The following is an 18169-nucleotide window of genomic DNA, read 5'->3' as shown; positions in this document are numbered from 1 at the left end:
AGTTTACAACGCACTCTCAAGGCAACAGGATCTTGTAGAGAGTAGTTATCTTGGTCAGTCAAAACAGCGAACGCGCCGTCAATGCCGCGCCAGAAGCCGATGACACGCAGGACAAATTCTTTGCCGAAGAGCAAAAGCTTTCCTCTGCGGACACCGTAACTACAGACGAATATTCTTCCAGCGTCACGAAACCCCTCGACGAGGAGGACGTCGGTCCCGAAGTCGGCCCAGGTCGCCGGGCCACCGACGCGCCCGTCTCCGCGCCTGCCAAATCGCTGCAGCATCTTGCCCTGGCGGGCATGATCATCGGCCTTGCCGCCGGTTTCATCATGGTTTCCAGCGACAGCCTGAACCGGTTTCTCGGTCTTGGTCTGACTTTCTTTGCCGGTGGGCTGGCTGTCTGGCGGCTGTTTGCCGACGACATGCAGCGCTCGGTGCAGGCGTTACAGGTGAAGGATGAAAAGATCCGCCGCCTGATGGCACGCTGCGAGGAACTGGAAGACCGCGCCTGGGAACTTGGCGAATCCGACGAACGTCACGCCAGCATCCTGGCAACGCTTGGCGATGTCGTCGTCCGGCGCGACCAGGACGGCACCATCACCTATGTGAACTCTGCTGCAGACGATGTGTTCGGGCTCGGACATGCCTTGCAGCCGGGTGCAACCCTGCATCTGCCGCTGCTTGAGGAAGTGGGCTTTGAAAGCGCCGTCACGCAGGCCCTGGACAAGACGACCCCGGGCATGGGCTTTCAGGATCTCCACATCGACACCGCACAGGGCCCGCGCTGGTTCTCACGTATCGACATTCCGGTGCGCGACACCACGACGGACCGCCAGTTGGTGCAGACCGTTCTGCGCGACGTGACCGAGCGGCGCCTGATCGAGGAAGAACTGCTGGCTGCCCGTCATTCCGCCGAAAGCTCCAACGAGGCGAAATCCCGTTTTCTCGCGACTGTCAGCCACGAGATCCGCACGCCGCTCAACGGGGTGCTCGGCATGGCCGCGCTCCTGCGCGACACCCGCCTGACCAAGGAACAGAGCGCCTACATCGAGGCGCTGGAAACCTCGGGCGAAACATTGCTGCTCCTGATCGATGAAGTGCTCGACTTTTCCAAGGTGGAGGCCGGCAAGCTCGACATTCAGGCTGCCCCGGTTCGGGTTGGCGCCCTGGTGGAAAGCGTCGTTGAACTGCTTGCTCCGAAAGCCCACGCCAAGTCGCTTGAAATCGGCTCCATGCTTGACCCGAACCTGCCGGAAGAGGTGACGCTGGACGCCACCCGTGTCCGCCAGATCCTCTACAATCTCATCGGCAACGGCATCAAGTTCACCGATGAGGGTGGCGTTGCCGTCGAACTGACAGGGCGCCCCAATCCGGACGGTGGCGGTTTTCTGGATATCGACGTGCGCGACAGTGGCATCGGCTTTGACGAACAGGAGGCCGAGCGGCTGTTTCAGGAATTCGAGCAGGTCGACCATGGCCCGGCGCGCAAGTTCGGCGGCACCGGCCTCGGTCTGGCCATCGCCCAGCGGCTTGCTGGCCTGATGGGTGGCGAAATTGCCGCGCAGCCCTCCGAAGACGGCGGCGCGCAGTTCCGCGTGTCCTTGCCGATCCCCGAATCCCTTGTTGCCGACACGGATCCACGCCTGGCCAAGCTTGAGGGCCGCAGGATCGTGTTCGTCAGCACCAGCCAGATCGAATGCCCGTTGCTGGCCAGACGGCTGCAATATCACGCAGCCAATGTGTCCGTGCATGCACCGGGCAGTTCGGATCTTGATGCCGCGCTGGCCGAGGCCGATCTACTTGTTGTCGACAACGGTGCCCTGTCCGACAGCGGCGGCTGGCTGGCCTCTGCCCGCCTGACCGGATGCAAGGCTCCTGCCGTCGTTATGATCGCCCCGCCGGAGCGCGAGCGCCTGGAACATCTGCGCGAAGCCGGCTATGCCGCCTATCTGATCCGCCCGGTGCGGATCGAGACCCTGGTCCAGATCTTTTCCGGCCTGCTGGACGACGACGGCATGGAACACGCCTGGGACGCAAGCGCGGAGCCCGTCAGCAACGGCTTCCTGCCGAACCGCTACAAGGTTCCGGCCCGGCCGCTGCGCCTGCTCGTGGCGGAAGACAACGACATCAACCGCCTTTTGAGCGAAGCCATGCTGCGCAAGCTCGGCCATGTGCCGGTGATGGTGATCGACGGCGAAAAGGCCGTCGAGGAAGCCGCCAGCGGCGCTTATGACGCAATCCTGATGGACCTGCACATGCCAGGCCTCGACGGGTTCCAGGCCATTCGCCAGATCCGGTCCGACGAACAGGCCGCCGGCCGGGCCAATGTACCGGTGCTGATCGTGACCGCCGATGTCATGAAGGATGCAAGGGACAAGGCGGCAGAAGTGGGCGCTGCCGGCTATCTGACGAAACCGCTTTCCGTGGAAGCGATTTCCGACGCATTGGCCGAAATCAGCCGCGCCTGACGCAGCGAACTTTCCCTGTCGCGACAGCCGGAAGTGGAAACGCTTCCACCGGCGCTCGTAGAAATTCACAAAGCCGCAAGAGTGGGCTAAGCTTGCTCGTGGAAAACACGGCGCAAAAAACCGAGTGTCATCCAGCTGTCGGAATAGTATGTTCTACGGCAGGCTTGAAGCACACTGACCGGGTTCGGACGTAATGTTCCGGCGAAGGTAATTCGGCAAGTGAAACAGACGAGAACCTGTGAAACCTGTCAGTGCGCCATAAGGAATACACGAGGGTGGAATGTCCATAATGCGCCAAGGGCTTTTTTCTCCCAGGAAACTGGTCAGGAAATTCACACCGGCAATGCGTCCGGACGCCAACCTCCCCAACGCGCAGCGCATCGGGCCAGCGCTGCAGACCCCGGTCAAGACCGGCGAAACGCTCGGCCGGATCGGATCTCTGGAAGTACGGATGGCCCGTAACTTCAAGGAAGTGAAAAAGGCACAGCGCCTGCGCTATGACGTTTTCTACGAGGAAATGTCGGCCATTGCCGATGCGCATACGCTGGCAACCCGCCGTGATGCCGACCCCTTCGACGCCTATTGCGATCACCTTCTCGTGGTCGACCACGACTTGCAGAAGCGCAACAAGCTGGGCCGCCTGAAGCCTGAAATCGTCGGCACCTACCGGATCCTGCGCCAGGAAATCGCCGATCAGCATGCCGGTTTCTATACCGCCGCCGAATACGACATCCAGTCGCTGATCGACGCAAACCCGGGCAAGCGCTTCATGGAACTCGGCCGGTCCTGCGTTCTGAAGCCGTACCGCAACAAGAAGACCGTCGAGCTCCTGTGGCATGGCATCTGGTCCTATGTTCTGCGCCACAACATCGATGTCATGCTCGGCTGTGCCTCGATCGAAGGCACCAATCCGGATGCCATCGCCGGCCAACTCGCCTTCCTGCATCACAATGCCCGTGCCCCGGAAGAATGGCGCGTGCGTGCGGTGGAAGACAGATACGTCGAAATGAACCGCATGCCGGCCGAGGAACTCAATTCCAAGGAAGCGCTGCGGGCCCTGCCACCGCTTGTGAAGGGCTATCTGCGCCTCGGCGCGTTCATTGGCGACGGTGCGGTGATCGATCACCAGTTCGGCACGACGGATGTGCTGATCATCATGCCGGTGTCCGAACTGAACACGCGCTACGTCAATTATTACGGCGCCGACGCAAGCCGCTATTCCAGCTAGCTCCGGCGATTGCTGCCAAGCTTTCCTTCGTCCTCCCGGCCAGGCTTGACCATTAGCCGGGATCGCGGAGGCACAAGCCTTTGCATTTTTTCTGCGTTTGAGCGGCTATCGGTTCCCGGTGCTGCGGGTTTGCTGCCTTTTGTGCGGGACGGTTATCGAGCTAGTGCGCGGCGCCTGTAGCTGAACATCCCGTCGTCTTGCCCGTGCAAAAGCCCGTAGCCTTAACGCCCCCTTAAATCGCCGCAATTTAAGCTCATCTCCGGGGAAACCGGCGTTTGCCGGATAACGCCAACCCTGGTTGGTACGGAGTTAGGGGACGAAGGATCAATGGCGCCTCGGGCGAAACGCCAGCCGCGTGTTGAACCGACATTCGGAAATTCAGGCAGCAGCCTGCTCGACCTGCGCTTGAGCCCGCAGGACCGTCCAGCTGCGCCTTCTTCCAAGTCGTCCGGCAAGGGCAAGACCCGCAAGGCGCCGGCCAAGAAAAAACCCGCTTCCTCCACCCGCAAGACGGCCAAGAACGGCAACGGCAATGGCCGAGGCAACGGAAGGGGCGGTGGCCGGTCCGGCGCCAAGCGGCGCAAGGCCAAACGCAAGAACAGGTTCCAGGCACCCACTGCCTTCGGTCGCCTTCTCAAGCGCGGCTTCTACTGGAGCATGGTGCTTGGCATCTGGGGCACCATCGCCGTTGTCTGCCTGGTCGGCTATTACGCCGCCTTTCTGCCGCCGACCTCCGAATGGCAGGTTCCGGCGCGACCGCCAAACGTCAAGATTGTCGCCGCCAATGGCGAATTGCTGGCAAACCGCGGAGACACCGGCGGCGAGGCCGTGCGCCTGGAGCAATTGCCGCCCTATCTGCCCAATGCCGTCATCGCCATCGAGGACCGGCGCTTCCGCTCCCATTTCGGTGTCGACCCGGTCGGTCTTGCCCGCGCCGTCTACACCAACTTCACCTCCGGCCGCCTGCAGCAGGGCGGCTCGACGCTGACCCAGCAGCTTGCCAAGAACCTGTTCCTGGAACAGGACCGGACGATCAAGCGCAAGATCCAGGAACTGGTGCTCGCCTTCTGGCTGGAGGCCGAATATTCCAAGGACGAGATCCTGGAAATGTACCTGAACCGGGTCTATCTCGGCTCCGGCGCCTATGGCGTGGATGCAGCTGCCCGCAGGTACTTCGGCAAATCGGCACGGCTTCTGACCATTCCGGAAGCTGCCACCATCGCAGGCCTGCTCAAGGCGCCATCGCGCTATTCGCCCGCCCGCAACCCGGACCTTGCAGAAGACCGCGCCCAGCTTGTGCTCGCTGCCATGAACGAGGAAGGCTACATCACGGGCGATGAAGCCAAGAACGCCCTGGCCGTGCCCGCCAAGGTGGTGCGCCGCTACACCACCGCCAGCGAGAACTATGCCGCCGACTGGGTGATGGACGTGCTGCCGCATTTCATCGGCTCGATCGAAACCGACATCGTGGTCGACACCACCATCGACCCGAAGATGCAGCGGGCTGCCGAACAGGCGCTGCGCAACGCCTTGAAGGAAAACCGCGAGAAATACGGTGTCTCCCAGGGAGCTGTCGTGACGCTGGACACCGCGGGCGCCGTGAAGGCGCTGGTTGGCGGGGCCGATTATTCCAAGAGTCAGTTCAACCGGGCAGCCTATGCCAAGCGGCAGCCGGGTTCGTCCTTCAAGCCGTTCGTCTATCTGGCCGCGCTTGAAAACGGCCTTTCGCCCCAGACTATCCGCCAGGACCAGCCGGTCCGGTTCGGCAACTGGTCACCCCAGAACTATTCCAAGGACTACTACGGCCCGGTGACGCTCACACGGGCGCTCAGCCTGTCGCTGAACACGGTGGCCGCGCAGCTGACCTACGAGGTTGGCGCGGGAACCGTTGCCGACACGGCCAAACGGCTGGGCGTCACCTCGGAAATGAAGAACAACCTGTCGATCGCGCTCGGCACCTCCGAAGTTACGCCGCTGGAAATCGCCGGTGCGTATGTGCCGTTCTCCAACGGCGGCTATGGCGTGCTCCCCCATGTGATCCGGCGGATCAAGACCGTGGACGGCAAGACGCTCTATTCCCGCTCCGGCGATGGCCGCGGCCGCGTCATCGACCGCCGTCTGGTCGGCGAAATGAACATGATGATGTCGGAAACCCTGGTAACCGGCACGGGCCGCAAGGCACGGCTGGAAAGCGGGCGTCCCGCCGGGGGCAAGACCGGCACCAGCCAGGATTTCCGCGACGCCTGGTTCATCGGCTATACGGGCAATCTGACCACAGCCGTCTGGTTCGGCAATGACGACAACTCACCGACGCGCAAGGCGTCCGGCGGCGGGTTGCCCGCCACTGTCTGGAAAGAGGTGATGGATGCCTCCCACGAGGGCCTGCCGGTGGCAGACCTGCCCGGCGTGCCGGATGTACCGGCAACCGTCTCCGCCCCGCGCAAGCCCGGCCCGGTGGAAACCGTCGGATCCGGCAGCGAACCAATACCGCCAGCCCCCATTGGAGGCGGCGGCGAAGGCAACGGCGAACGCCGCGGCCCGCTGAACCTGCTGCGCAATCTGTTTGGTGGCGGCTGATCCGGGCACTGCTGTTCACGGCTCACAAGGCCGCGTTTGAGGCTTCAGCTGGTGGAACTGCGCGTTCCGACCGTGTGTGTGCAGCCCATCCTTCGAGACAGGCTTTCAGCCTTCCTCAGGATGAGGTTCACTATGTTGATCTTCCCTGGCCTTCAACACACATCTTCCTCATCCTGAGGAAGGCCAGAGGCCTGTCTCGAAGGATGGGCCACTTGCTCCATTTCTCAGAAATACCTGCGACACATATCCGTTAATTCCACCTCAGCACTGATGGCTGTAGGTGAACACCAGCGTGTCGGTGGTGTAGCGGCCGGTGGGGCGGCACTGGTTGAAGACTTCACGGGTGCCGGTGACCGTAACCTGAAGCTGGTCGCCGCGCACCGGGCCTTCGACGAAATATTCCAGCGGTGAACTCGGACAGTATTTGGAGAACACCCGGGCGGTGCCGGAATACCAGTTGCCGTTCTTGGCACCGCTGAAGAGCAACGTGCCGCGCTGGACGCCGGCGTTGCGCAGGACGGGTTTTGGAACTTCATAGGACAGCCATCGCTGATTGCCCTGCGCCTGAAGCCGCATGAGCGAGCCATTGTGGTTCCAGCAGCTATCGGCCATGGCCTGACCGGAGAATGTCAGTCCCGGCAGGGCAAGGCCCAGCAAGGCCAGCGCCACGACTTTGATCGGATATCTCAAGCTTTTCATGTTGCATCTCCCAGCTTCCCCAGGGGAATCGAAGCAGATTTTCCCGTGTTTGCAACTGGTTTTGCCCGGCCGCCGCTTACCCTTTTGCCTCCAGAAGCCCCTGCAGGCCTTCGCGCACATAAGGCAGGTATGTTTCCCCCACCGGCGTTCCGGCGACGATGCGAAGCTCCAGGTGCGGCAGGACAGGCAGCGAGGTGACTGTGGGCAGGTCGGCGGCATGGAACCCGGTGAGGGCTGGAGCCACGGCGATGCCGGCACGGACAGCCGCCTCGATGACGACAAGGCCGGACACGGTGGCCTTGGTCGTCCATTTCACGGCGCTCGTGTCCAGCGCGGCAATGGCGGCATCGCGCATGGCGCATCTGTCAGCATAGACCGCAAGCGGCAGGGCATTTTGTGATGTTGCCAGCGGCGCGCTGCCGAGCCAGACGAGCGGCACGCTGGCAACAAGGTCACCGGTCCGGCCCCGCTGGGGCGACACCACGATGACAAGATCGTACCGGGAGCCGAGACTTGCCAGAAGCATCTGCGAGGAGTGAGTTTCCAGATCGAGAGAGCAGGGCTCCGGGCCGTCTTCCAGCGCTCTCAAGACTGGTACGAGACCATAAGCGGCGATGTCGTCCGTTGCGCCAATGCGCAGGTACGGCAGCACCGAAGCCCCGCGCGCGGCGGATACCGCCTCGCGGTGCCGGGCCAGCAGGCTGCAGGCATGGCTGTAGAAGGTCTGTCCTGCCGGCGTCATCTCGACCGAACGGGTGGAGCGGTTGAACAATTGAACACCGAGTTCGGCTTCCAGGCCTTTTATCTGCTGGCTGACGGCAGACTGGGTGCGTCCGACATCCTCGCCGGCGGCACGGAAACTCTGCCGGTCACAGACGGCGACGAAGGTACGCAGGACATGCTCATCCATTGAGTAATTTTTCTTTTCAATAAGACCAGAACAATTAATTTCACAATAGGACCAATGGCTGGCTATGTCCATTTGAGGAGACAAGCCATGACACACATCCAGACAAATGACGAAAAACGGGTCTGCTTCGATTTCGAGATCGATTTCTCGAACGGTGGCGGCATTCAGGGGCAGGGCTTCCGGCTCGACATTCCCGGAGAGACCATCTCGGACGACGAACTTGCAGACTACATTGTGCGCGACATGCGCCTGTTGATGGTCGGCGAGGTGCGTATCCTCAACAAGACGATCATTACCGAAGCGCACAAGCGCCAAGCAGCGGCGGAAAGCCGGACGGAGACCCGGCCTTGAAGGGACGAGACATTTTGCTCGCGCTTGTTGTGGTGTCGGTCTGGGGGTTCAATTTCGTGGTGATCAAGATCGGTCTGCAGGAACTGCCGCCAATCCTGTTTGCCGCATTGCGCTTTGCCCTGGCAGCTTTTCCGGCCGTCCTTTTCCTGAAGCGGCCGCGCACGTCGATGAAGCTGGTCGTCCTGTTCGGCCTGTTCATGTTCGCGCTGCAGTTCGGACTTCTGTTTGCCGGCATGCACCTTGGAATACCGGCAGGACTGGCCTCGCTTGTGCTGCAGGTTCATGTGTTCATCACGATAGCACTGGCCGTTGCCTTTCTGGGTGAAACGGCCAGTCCGGCGCAGATTGCCGGAGCCACGCTGGCGACCGCAGGCCTTGGCCTGGTGGCATTCAACCTGACGGGCAGCACAACACTGACCGGGCTTGGTCTGGTCGTTCTGGCCGCCTGTTCCTGGGCCATCGCCAATCTCGTTACCAAGCGCATCGGCACCGTTGATCTGCTGTCGCTGGTTGCCTGGGGCAGCCTTGTGGCTCCGCTGCCGCTGTTGCTGCTATCGGCCTTCGTCGAAGGTCTTGACGTCTACCGGCAGGTCTATGAAACCGTTTCGTGGCGGGGGCTGTTTGCTCTGTTCTACATCGTCTACCCGACCACCTTGCTGGGCTTTTCGGTGTGGAGCGGCCTTCTGGCAAGATATCCGGCGGCGACCGTGGCGCCCTTCACCCTGCTGGTACCGATCGTAGGCATGCTCTCAGCCGCCCTTGTTCTGGGCGAACCCCTGGAGCCGTGGAAACTGGGCGCGGCAGCGCTGGTGGTGTCGGGTCTTTGCGTCAACCTGTTCGGTTGGCCGTCTGCAGCGCGCCTGCGTCGGACGGGCGGCTAGGAAGGCAATTTCAGCCGTATCCGTGCAGGCGAACCCCGTTCTGCTTCAGCCAGACGCGAGCCTTCGGTGTTTGCGGGGCAAGCTGTTCGCACAGGCGCCAGAAGCGCGCCGAATGGTTCATTTCCTTCAGGTGCGCCACCTCGTGGGCCGCGACATAATCGAGGATTTCCGTTGGTGCCAGAATGAGCCGCCAGGAAAAGGAAAGTCGTCCGTTGGAGGCGCAGGACCCCCAGCGGCTGGTGGTGTCGCGAATGCTGATGGCCGCGACCTTCTTGCCGATGGTTGCGGCGTGGAGTGTGGTGCGGGCGGAGAGGTCCGCCCGGGCTTGTTCCTTCAGCCAGGTGGTGACCTTGCGCGGGATGTGGTCTTCAGCCCCCGGCACGAACAGCGCCGGCAAACCGGCGTCGTTCCGGCCAAGGGTAATCAACCCGCGCAGCTTGCCGGTTGGCACGATGACGTGATCCTCGCCGCGCAGGGGCACGATTTCCCCGGGCAGAAACGTGACGTGGTCCGCCCTGTCCTGCAGACGCTCTATCAGCCAGTCGATGTGCTGGCGCGCGAACCGCTCGGCACGGGCAAGATCGCCGCCCTTGGGGACGGTCAGCACCGGACCGGACCTGTCGGCCGGCAAACGCAGAAGATACCGCTGCGCGCGCGGATTGGCCTTGAGGCGGATGCGCACGGCACTGGCACCGGTCTGGATCTCGATATGGTCGGGCAGCGTTTTCTTGCCGGCGCGGAGAAACATCAAGGGCGAAGGTCCATCGAATCAGTTGTTCCGATTTTAGCGAATTTGCGAGCGATTTCGCGGCAATTCTAAAGGGGGGAAATTGATGGCGATTTCGGCTTTCTGAAGGCCGGCTGCAATTCTGGCTGTTCTGAAACGGACAAGAGCGGCGCCTTTTCAGGCGCCGCTCTTGGTCTGGCCGTCGGGGAACGGGTCCGGGAGGAGGAGACTTTACAGCGGTGTGGCTTCGTCGCCAGTGCTGCGGCCCCGATTGGCCATGAAGCGGTCGAATTCTTCCTGATCGCGCGCGCGGCGCAATTCACGGAGGAAATCATCGAACTCGGCGCGCATGGTGTCGAGCTTGGCACGCTCTTCTTCCAGTCGCTTCAGTTCGCGCTCGCGATAGTCGTCAAATGCGACGTTGCCCGTGCGGGCATAGGCAGTCGTATTCATCTGCTCGAAGGCTCCCTTCAGCGGGCTGCCCCGCCACTGATCTTTCGCATCGCGGAGCATGCCTTCAAAGCGGTCGCCCCACAAAATGTAGGCAAGCATGGCAAGGCCAAGCGGCCAGAATGCTACGAAACCCAGCACCATCAGGCCGATAGTTACCGGCGTCCAGGCAGGTTTGATCATGCAACTTTTGGCTGTTGTCATCGTCCTATCCATTTCAGACATCCACGACTTTCCAAGTGGGGACGATTGCAGGCTCCTTCAAGGATTCGTGACAGGGATCACAGAATTCCCGCAACGAAAAACCCGGTCTGCAAAGTTGCGGACCGGGCCTACTTCATTGATTTATATGTAAAATGCGAAACGGATCAGTCGAATGGGCCGTCGATCACATGTTGCGCCGAATAGTTCGCCAGGAGCTTCTCGCGGTGCCATTCAGCCGCCATCGGCGCGTTGGCGTATTCGTGGAAGCAGGGCGTGCCGAGCGTGAAGTGAAGAAGTTTCGCGTCGGGGTTGGGGCCGAATTCATCCGGCAGCCAGTTCCATTCCTTCGGCAGCTCGCCGATGAGCTCGTCGTCCAGCCAAGTGAACCGGTGCAGCTGCGCACCGGTGGCATTCATCACGAAGTCGGGCGTTACCACCTTGTTGGCCGGGTGACCGCAGTTCCACAACACCACGCTGGACCAGTTCTTGCGCGGGTAGTTCTCGTTCTTCGAGCCGAGATACTTGGTGGTCTGCCGGGTCTGATAGTCGTGGTGGACACACATGACCGCCTTGCTCTCGTCGCGCATGGCGAACAGCTTGGCAATGTCGTCCCGCACGATCATGTCGCCGTCCATGAACAGCGCCCAGCCGTTGTAGTTCATCAGGCTCGGGATCAGGAAGCGGGTGTAGATGAAGTGATTGGACCCGTCGGTATGGGTCTCGTTGTAGGTCTTCAAATTGTGCAGCGACAGCGGCGTAATCGCCAGCACGTCGCTCGAAAGCCGGGTCAGGCTGTTGGCGCAAACATGATAGGCAATCGCTTCACGCGGATCGAAACCAATAAAAATATTGAGCACTACTGAAACCTCCGGCCTCGCTGTCTGACCGGCACTTGTATTGGGCCGAAAGGCCAGAATCAATAGCAGCAGGCAGGCTGCCGCCAGAAACCGGACTTTTTGGGACAAGTTAAAGGCACGTGGCCAAAGGCACCCATGGCGGGTGCCTTCACCGATGCTTGTTTCAGCTCACCGTTTCGGAAAGCTGGCGGGCCTGTTCGATCCAGTTGTCCCGGGCGATACGGCCACGGAAATCCAGCTTGGTGTCCAGGGCCTCGATCTGCTCTTCCGTCAGGCCGGCGATTTGCCAGAAGTGGAAGATACCGGCTTCGTTGAGAGCCGATTCCAGTTTCGGGCCGACACCGCTGATCGATTTCAGATCATCCGCGGCACCGTCCGGCTTGGTCAGCAGGATGCTCTCCAGCGAATTGCCGCTGCTCTTTGCAGCCGGTTTGGCCTTGGCGGGCGCAGGCGCTGCTTTCACGGCCGGTTCGGCCGCTGCATTCGCAGCCGGTGCGGCGGCAGGCGCAGGAGCCGGGGCAGCGGCCTTGGCGACCGGTGCCTTGGCGGCAGGCTTGCGCAGGTCCGTACGGTTAGAGCGGATGAAATCCATGACCCGCGGCGCGATCTCGGACCGCCAGCGCGATCCGTTGAAAACGCCGTAGTGGCCGACATTCGGCTGCTCGTAATGCGCTTTCATGTCGTCGTCCAGACTGGTGCAGAGCTTATGCGCCGCCTTGGTCTGGCCCCGGCCGGTGATGTCGTCCTTCTCGCCTTCAACGGTCAGAAGGGCCGTGCGGGTAATCTTGCCGCAATCGACCAGACGGCCATTGTGCATCATGGTGCCGTTCGGCAGCGCGTGCTCGATAAACACCGTTTCGACGGTCTGCAGATAGAATTCGGCCGTCAGGTCCATGACGGCGAGATATTCGTCATAGAAGTCGCGGTGTTTTTCGGCGTTATCGCCGTCGCCTTCCACCAGATGCTGGAAGAAGTCCCGATGCGCGGTCACGTGACGGTCGAGGTTCATGCTCATGAACCCGGAAAGCTGCAGGAAGCCCGGATAGACGTCCCGCATGAAACCCGGATGCGGGAAGGGAACCTTCATGACGACGTTGTTCTTGAACCAGTCTATGCCCTTGGAAACCGCCAGGTCGTTGACCGCCGTCGGCGCCACGCGGGTGTCGATCGGTCCGCCCATCAGCGTCATCGTGGAGGGTACATAGGGGTCTTCGCGGTCTTCCATGACAGCGACGGCTGCCAGCACCGGCACGGACGGCTGACACACGCCCAGAATGTGCGTGTCCGGCCCGAGGAAGTGCAGCATCGAGATGATATAATCGATATAATCATCAAGATCGAACTTGCCTTCCTGCACGGGAACCATGCGGGCATCGATCCAGTCGGTGATGTAGACATCCGCATTCGGCATCAGCGCTTCCACCGTGCCGCGCAGCAGCGTGGCGTAGTGGCCGGACATCGGCGCGACGATCAGGATCTTCGGATCGTTGCGGTGCGTCGTGACCCCGCGTTCGAAGTGGATCAGGTCGCAGAACGGACGGCTCCAGACGCTGACTTCACGTACAGGAACACGCACACCGCTTACGGTGGTTTCCTTGAGACCGAACTCCGGCTTGCCGTAGCGGCGCGTCGTGCGTTCAAGCACCTCGCAGCCGGCAGCGATCGAACGGCCATAGCTGGTATGAGTCAGCGGATTCAGCGGGTTCTGGAAGTAGAGCCGGGTCATGTCGGCCAAAGCTCTGAAGGGCGCCATCGCGGCGTGGTTCAGTTCGTAAAGGTGGTAAAACGGCAAAGACGTCTCTCCTTTGCTGAACCAATTGGTGCCGGCCCCATTGGCATTGTTCGTAAACATTTTTTTCGGCCCGTCTCTTCTTACACCATCTATTGCATTGCAACAGGATAGCTATGCCTGTTGCAGCCCGCAATACTTCTAATTGGTATGTGAATACGCGCCTAAGTGCTCAGGATCGCGGCGAAAGACATTTTCGCACCAAATCACTGTGCAATGCAAAAGACCCAATAGAACATTTAAATCAATTTGGTAGCATTATATTAACGGCGTTCCAGAACGGCTCAGGCGGCCAGATCTGCGACCACCGCATCGAGCACGAAAAAACCTTCACGGGTTGCGCGAATGCGGTTTTCCCCGATTTCTTCCACCATGCCATGCTCGATCAAGGCTGCCAGACGAAGCGGATCGATGGAGCGGCTCGCATAACGCTCGTAGCGTTTCAGGTCGATCCCCTCGGTCAACCGTAGTCCCATGAGCAGGAATTCGTCACCTTGCTCCTCTTCGGAAAGACCGGCGTTTTCGGTCAATGCATGACCGTGGCTTTCGACATTTTCCAGCCAGGTTTCCGGATGGCGCTCGGTCGCGGTTGCAAGCTTGCTGACACCCACCGTGATGCGCCCATGGGCACCGGGCCCGACGCCGACATAATCGCCGTAGCGCCAGTAGACGAGGTTATGCCGGCATTCGGCGCCCGGACGGGCGTGGTTGGAGACTTCATAGGCGGGCAGACCGGCAGCGGCGGTCACATCCTGCGTCAGTTCATAGAATTCGGCGCCGAGATCCTGATCCGGCATCTTCAGCTTGCCGGCGTGAAACAGCGTATGGAAGGGCGTGCCTTCCTCGATCGTGAGCTGGTAGAGCGACAGGTGATCGGCCGCGAGCGCAATGGCCTCGTTCAGTTCCTGTTCCCAACCGGCCAGTGTCTGACCCGGCCGGGCATAGATAAGGTCGAACGACAGGCGCGGGAAGGTCGCCCGCGCGGTTTCGATGGCGGTGCGGGCCGTGTGCGCATCATGCAGGCGGCCAAGCAGTCTCAGATCCGTATCGATGAGCGACTGCACGCCCAGCGAGACCCGGTTGACACCTGCTGCCCGGTAACCGCGAAAGCGCTCGGCCTCGACCGACGAAGGATTGGCCTCCAGCGAGATTTCGACGTTCTCATCCATCGACCAACGATCGGAAACCGCCTTCAGGATACGGTCCACCGTCGCCGGTTCCATGAGCGAAGGCGTGCCGCCGCCCAGGAACACGGATTGAACCGTTCTGCCCTTCGTCAAATCGGCGAAATGAGAGAGTTCCCGTTCGAAAGCGGCCGCGAAACGGGCCTGGTCGACCGGCTGGTGACGGACATGGGAGTTGAAGTCGCAATAAGGGCATTTGGCTGCGCAGAACGGCCAATGAATATAAATGCCGAAGCCTCCTTCGGCTGCCCCCACACCTGTCACGTCTTTTTATCCTTCCAGGCAGCCGGCAGAAAAGAGCTGGAATGCCCGCGCCCTGTGTGAAAGGGCGGATCCGTCCTTCGACCAGCCGTGTTTTTCTTCCGAGGTCATTTCGCCGAAGGTCCGCTCATGGCCATCCGGCTGGAAAACCGGGTCGTAGCCGAAGCCCTGCGTACCGCGCGGCGGCCAGACGATCTGTCCCTCGACCTCGCCGCGGAAGAACTCTTCGCTGCCGTCCGGCCAGGCCAGGCACAACACGGCAACAAAAGATCCCCGGCGCTTGTCGTCCGTCGTTGCGCCCAGGGTCTGAAGCTTTTCCTCGATCGTGCGCATGGCCATCGCGAAGTCCTTGTCCGGACCTGCCCAGCGCGCGGAATAGATGCCCGGATCGCCGTTCAGTGCCGCAACGCAGAAGCCGCTGTCATCAGCCAGGGCCGGCAAACGGGAAGCCTTGGCCGCCGCATGGGCCTTGATGGCTGCGTTTTCCTCGAACGTGACACCTGTCTCGTCCGGTTCCGGCAGGTCCAGCTCTCCGGCGGAGATCACTTCGAAACCATAAGGCTGAAGCAGTTCGTTGATCTCGCGGATCTTGCCCTTGTTGTGGCTTGCGACAACCAGTTTGCCCGGTTCCAGCTTGCGATGGCTCATGGTTTGCGCCCTTAGAGAATGGCCATTTTCTGAAGGTCGACCAGCTTGCCGATGCCCAGCTTGGCCAGGCCCATGAGCTTGCCGAATTCCTCTTCGGAGAACGGTGCACCCTCGGCCGTTCCCTGGATTTCGACGATGCCGCCGGACCCGGTCAGAACGAAGTTGGCGTCGGTCTCGGCGGTGCTGTCCTCGGCGTAGTCGAGGTCGAGCACCGGAGCACCTTCGTAGATGCCGCAGGAAATGGCGGCAATGTGATCCTTCAGGACCTCGCCAGAGACCATGTCACGGGCCTTCATCCACTCGATGCAGTCGCGCAGGGCAACCCAGGCACCGGTGATGGACGCCGTGCGGGTGCCGCCATCGGCCTGGATGACGTCACAGTCCACAGTGATCTGGTTTTCGCCGAGGGCTTCCAGATTGACGACGGCGCGCAGCGACCGGCCGATGAGACGCTGGATTTCCTGCGTCCGGCCGGATTGCTTGCCGGCACTGGCTTCGCGGCGCATGCGGTCGCCCGTGGCGCGCGGCAGCATGCCGTATTCAGCCGTCACCCAGCCGCGGTTCTGTCCGCGCAACCAGGGCGGAACCCGCTCTTCCAGGCTGGCGGTGCACAAAACGTGGGTGTCGCCGAACTTGACGAGGCAGGACCCCTCGGCATGTTTGGAGACCCCGCGCTCCAGTGTGACCGCACGGAGTTCATCGGCTGCGCGTTTGGACGGACGCATGCATATCCCTTTCGACTTTCATTCCGGAAAAACCGCCGTTTCTCCAGCGTATTCGTTGGGGCCTTGTAGACCCCAACTTCCTTCGCCGTAAAGGCCTTGCGTTGTGATACTTCACGCAAGCCCCCTTTTGCGCCTATATCTTTTTGATGAAAGCCCGGTCGACCCCGGTGAGTGGTCACATTCGGAGAACAAGCCTTGAGCCTCAGCGACCTCGACAAGAGATCCCGTGAAATCTTCCGTTCGATCGTGGAAACCTATCTGGAGACCGGCGAACCCGTCGGGTCCCGGAACGTTTCGCGCAAGCTCGGCATTTCGCTGTCCCCTGCCTCGATCCGCAACGTGATGTCTGATCTGGAGCATATGGGCCTGCTGCATTCGCCGCATACCAGCGCAGGCCGGCTGCCGACCGAAATCGGGCTTCGGTTCTTCGTTGATGCCCTTCTGGAAGTGGGCGACCTGACCCAGGACGAGCGCCGGGCGATCGATGCCCAGGTGCGGGCGTCGCAAAAGGCGAATTCGGCCGAGCAGGTGCTGACGGAAGCCAGTCAGATGCTGTCCGGCCTGTCCATGGGCGCCGGCGTTGTCTTGACCCACAAGTCGGACATGCGGTTGAAACACATCGAATTCGTGCGCATCGAACCGCTGAAGGCCCTGGCGATCCTCGTCAGCGAAGACGGGTCCGTCGAGAACCGCGTTGTCGATCTGCCGGGCGACCTGCCGTCCTCGGCTCTGGTGGAGGCCAGCAACTACCTGAATGCCCAGATCAAGGGCAGGACCCTGTCGGAAATCCGCTCCGAACTGGAAAAGGTCCGCGATGCGGACCAGGCCGAACTGGATCTCTTGAGCCAGAAGGTCATTGATGCGGGTCTTGCGGTCTGGGGCGGGGAAAGCGCCACCGATCCGGGCACGCTGATCGTGCGGGGCCGGTCCAATCTCCTGACCGATCTGGACGCCGTTGAGGATCTGGAGCGCATTCGCCTGCTGTTCGACGATCTTGAAAGCAAGAAGGATCTTATCCAGTTGCTGGGTCTTGCCGAACAGGGCGACGGGGTGCGCATTTTCATCGGCTCGGAGAACAACCTGTTCTCGCTGTCCGGATCCTCCCTGGTGGTGTCGCCCTACAGGGACAGCAACCAGCGCATCGTCGGTGTTCTCGGCGTGATCGGACCGACCCGGCTGAATTATGCAAGGGTGATCCCGATGGTCGACTACACCGCCCGGCTGGTGAGCCGGATACTCGGATAAACCTGCCGGAGACCGGATTTCCCGAGCGGGCACGGGCTTGACCTGCCGCCGCCACCACCCCCATGTGTACCCGAGACCAGCCAGACAGGACCTGACATGCTTTCGCCCGCCGAACTGGAACGCTACGCCCGCCACATCGTGCTGCAGGAGATCGGCGGCGCCGGCCAGCAGAAGCTGAAAAATGCACGCGTGCTGGTGATCGGTGCCGGCGGCCTCGGCGCGCCGGTGCTGCAATATCTGGCAGCTGCCGGTGTTGGCACGCTGGGCGTTGCCGACGACGACACGGTGTCTCTTTCCAACCTGCAGCGGCAGGTGATCCACGATACCGACCAGCTGGGTGAGCCCAAGGTTGCCAGTGCGGCAGAAGCGATTGCGCGACTGAACCCCAATGTGAAGGTCGAGCCGCACCCCACCCGCCTTGCCGGCCACAATGCCATGCAGCTCGTTTCCCGATATGACCTCGTGGTGGATGGATCGGACAATTTCGACACCCGCTACCTGGTGTCCGATGCCTGTTTCTTTGCGCAGAAACCGCTGGTCACGGCCGCCGTCGGCCAGTTCGACGGCTCGTTGACCACCTTGAAGCCCCATGAAACCGGCCCGGACGGCACAGCCAACCCGACCTATCGGTGCCTGTTCCCGCAAAAGCCGCGCGACGGCCTGCTGCCGACCTGTGCCCAGGCCGGCATTCTGGGTGCGCTGACGGGTATCATTGGCGCCATGCAGGCCATGGAAGTTCTGAAGGAGCTGACCGGAACGGGCGAAGGACTGGTTGGCCGGATGATCCTCTTCGACGCCAGAACCGTGCGCATGGAAACCATTCGCTACAAGCGTTCCGCGAAGAACCCCCTCAACGGCGACACTCCGAAAACATGGGCGGAGCTGCTGGAGGAGGCGTGACACGAGATCGCCCTCCCGCAGGGAGTGAGAAACCTGCTGTTGACCGCTTCCCTCAAGTCTGACCG

Annotated in this window: 16 protein-coding genes; 7 read left to right on the top strand and 9 right to left on the bottom strand. The window is 61.4% G+C overall.

Features of this window, described 5'->3' with window-relative positions; all coding sequences use genetic code 11:
- Positions 1 to 50: 50 nt before the first annotated feature.
- The 3 genes from ACVDG9_RS25805 to ACVDG9_RS25795 all read left to right on the top strand — a co-directional run bounded on the left by ACVDG9_RS25805 (position 51) and on the right by ACVDG9_RS25795 (position 6273).
- Positions 51 to 2468, top strand: coding sequence for an ATP-binding protein (locus ACVDG9_RS25805; protein ID WP_447239320.1), 2418 nt, complete (start codon positions 51 to 53; stop codon positions 2466 to 2468).
- A 289-nt stretch (positions 2469 to 2757) separates the two neighbouring features.
- Positions 2758 to 3696, top strand: a complete 939-nt coding sequence (gene olsB / locus ACVDG9_RS25800) for a l-ornithine N(alpha)-acyltransferase (protein ID WP_031269943.1) — start codon at positions 2758 to 2760, stop codon at positions 3694 to 3696.
- Positions 3697 to 4023: 327 nt separating this feature from the next.
- Positions 4024 to 6273, top strand: a complete 2250-nt coding sequence (locus ACVDG9_RS25795) for a transglycosylase domain-containing protein (protein ID WP_447239319.1) — start codon at positions 4024 to 4026, stop codon at positions 6271 to 6273.
- A gap of 261 nt (positions 6274 to 6534) precedes the next feature.
- Here ACVDG9_RS25795 and ACVDG9_RS25790 read toward each other — a convergent pair whose 3' ends face one another.
- Positions 6535 to 6972, bottom strand: coding sequence for a hypothetical protein (locus ACVDG9_RS25790; protein ID WP_447239318.1), 438 nt, complete (start codon positions 6970 to 6972; stop codon positions 6535 to 6537).
- A 76-nt stretch (positions 6973 to 7048) separates the two neighbouring features.
- A complete protein-coding gene (locus ACVDG9_RS25785; RefSeq protein WP_447239317.1) occupies positions 7049 to 7882 on the bottom strand; it encodes a LysR family transcriptional regulator in 834 nt (277 codons plus the stop codon).
- Between the two features lie 87 nt (positions 7883 to 7969).
- Between ACVDG9_RS25785 and ACVDG9_RS25780 the strand changes: the two genes are divergently transcribed.
- Together ACVDG9_RS25780 and ACVDG9_RS25775 are read left to right on the top strand one after the other, a co-directional pair.
- Positions 7970 to 8233: a hypothetical protein gene (locus ACVDG9_RS25780; RefSeq protein WP_055660317.1), complete on the top strand. Its 264-nt coding sequence runs from the start codon at positions 7970 to 7972 to the stop codon at positions 8231 to 8233.
- A complete protein-coding gene (locus ACVDG9_RS25775; protein ID WP_055660315.1) occupies positions 8230 to 9114 on the top strand; it encodes an EamA family transporter in 885 nt (294 codons plus the stop codon). The genes ACVDG9_RS25780 and ACVDG9_RS25775 overlap by 4 nt, the downstream gene beginning before the upstream one ends.
- Positions 9115 to 9124: 10 nt before the next feature.
- On the opposite strand, the gene ACVDG9_RS25770 is transcribed toward ACVDG9_RS25775, so the two are convergent.
- From ACVDG9_RS25770 to rph, 7 genes are all read right to left on the bottom strand, one after another.
- Complete coding sequence (locus tag ACVDG9_RS25770; RefSeq protein ID WP_055660313.1) at positions 9125 to 9862, bottom strand: M48 family metallopeptidase; 738 nt, start codon at positions 9860 to 9862, stop codon at positions 9125 to 9127.
- Between the two features lie 210 nt (positions 9863 to 10072).
- Complete coding sequence (locus ACVDG9_RS25765) at positions 10073 to 10495, bottom strand: DUF2852 domain-containing protein (protein WP_023002401.1); 423 nt, start codon at positions 10493 to 10495, stop codon at positions 10073 to 10075.
- Between the two features lie 164 nt (positions 10496 to 10659).
- Positions 10660 to 11352, bottom strand: coding sequence for a glycosyltransferase (locus tag ACVDG9_RS25760; protein ID WP_055660566.1), 693 nt, complete (start codon positions 11350 to 11352; stop codon positions 10660 to 10662).
- 163 nt (positions 11353 to 11515) lie between these two features.
- Positions 11516 to 13144, bottom strand: coding sequence for a polyhydroxyalkanoate depolymerase (gene phaZ, locus ACVDG9_RS25755; RefSeq protein WP_522731721.1), 1629 nt, complete (start codon positions 13142 to 13144; stop codon positions 11516 to 11518).
- Between the two features lie 281 nt (positions 13145 to 13425).
- Positions 13426 to 14580: a radical SAM family heme chaperone HemW gene (gene hemW, locus ACVDG9_RS25750; protein WP_447239367.1), complete on the bottom strand. Its 1155-nt coding sequence runs from the start codon at positions 14578 to 14580 to the stop codon at positions 13426 to 13428.
- Between the two features lie 15 nt (positions 14581 to 14595).
- Entirely contained in the window at positions 14596 to 15234 is a 639-nt protein-coding gene (rdgB, locus tag ACVDG9_RS25745; protein ID WP_023002405.1) for an RdgB/HAM1 family non-canonical purine NTP pyrophosphatase, read from the bottom strand.
- Positions 15235 to 15245: 11 nt separating this feature from the next.
- On the bottom strand, positions 15246 to 15959 hold the full coding sequence (gene rph, locus ACVDG9_RS25740; protein ID WP_023002406.1) for a ribonuclease PH: 714 nt from the start codon (positions 15957 to 15959) through the stop codon (positions 15246 to 15248).
- Between the two features lie 171 nt (positions 15960 to 16130).
- Between rph and hrcA the strand changes: the two genes are divergently transcribed.
- Both hrcA and ACVDG9_RS25730 read left to right on the top strand, forming a co-directional pair.
- Complete coding sequence (hrcA, locus tag ACVDG9_RS25735; protein ID WP_031269953.1) at positions 16131 to 17204, top strand: heat-inducible transcriptional repressor HrcA; 1074 nt, start codon at positions 16131 to 16133, stop codon at positions 17202 to 17204.
- Between the two features lie 96 nt (positions 17205 to 17300).
- A complete protein-coding gene (locus tag ACVDG9_RS25730; protein ID WP_228932005.1) occupies positions 17301 to 18104 on the top strand; it encodes a HesA/MoeB/ThiF family protein in 804 nt (267 codons plus the stop codon).
- The last annotated feature ends 65 nt before the right edge of the window (positions 18105 to 18169 follow it).

The organism is Roseibium sp. RP-7, assembly GCF_053005225.1.
This window is presented reverse-complemented; position numbering and strand designations above follow the sequence as displayed.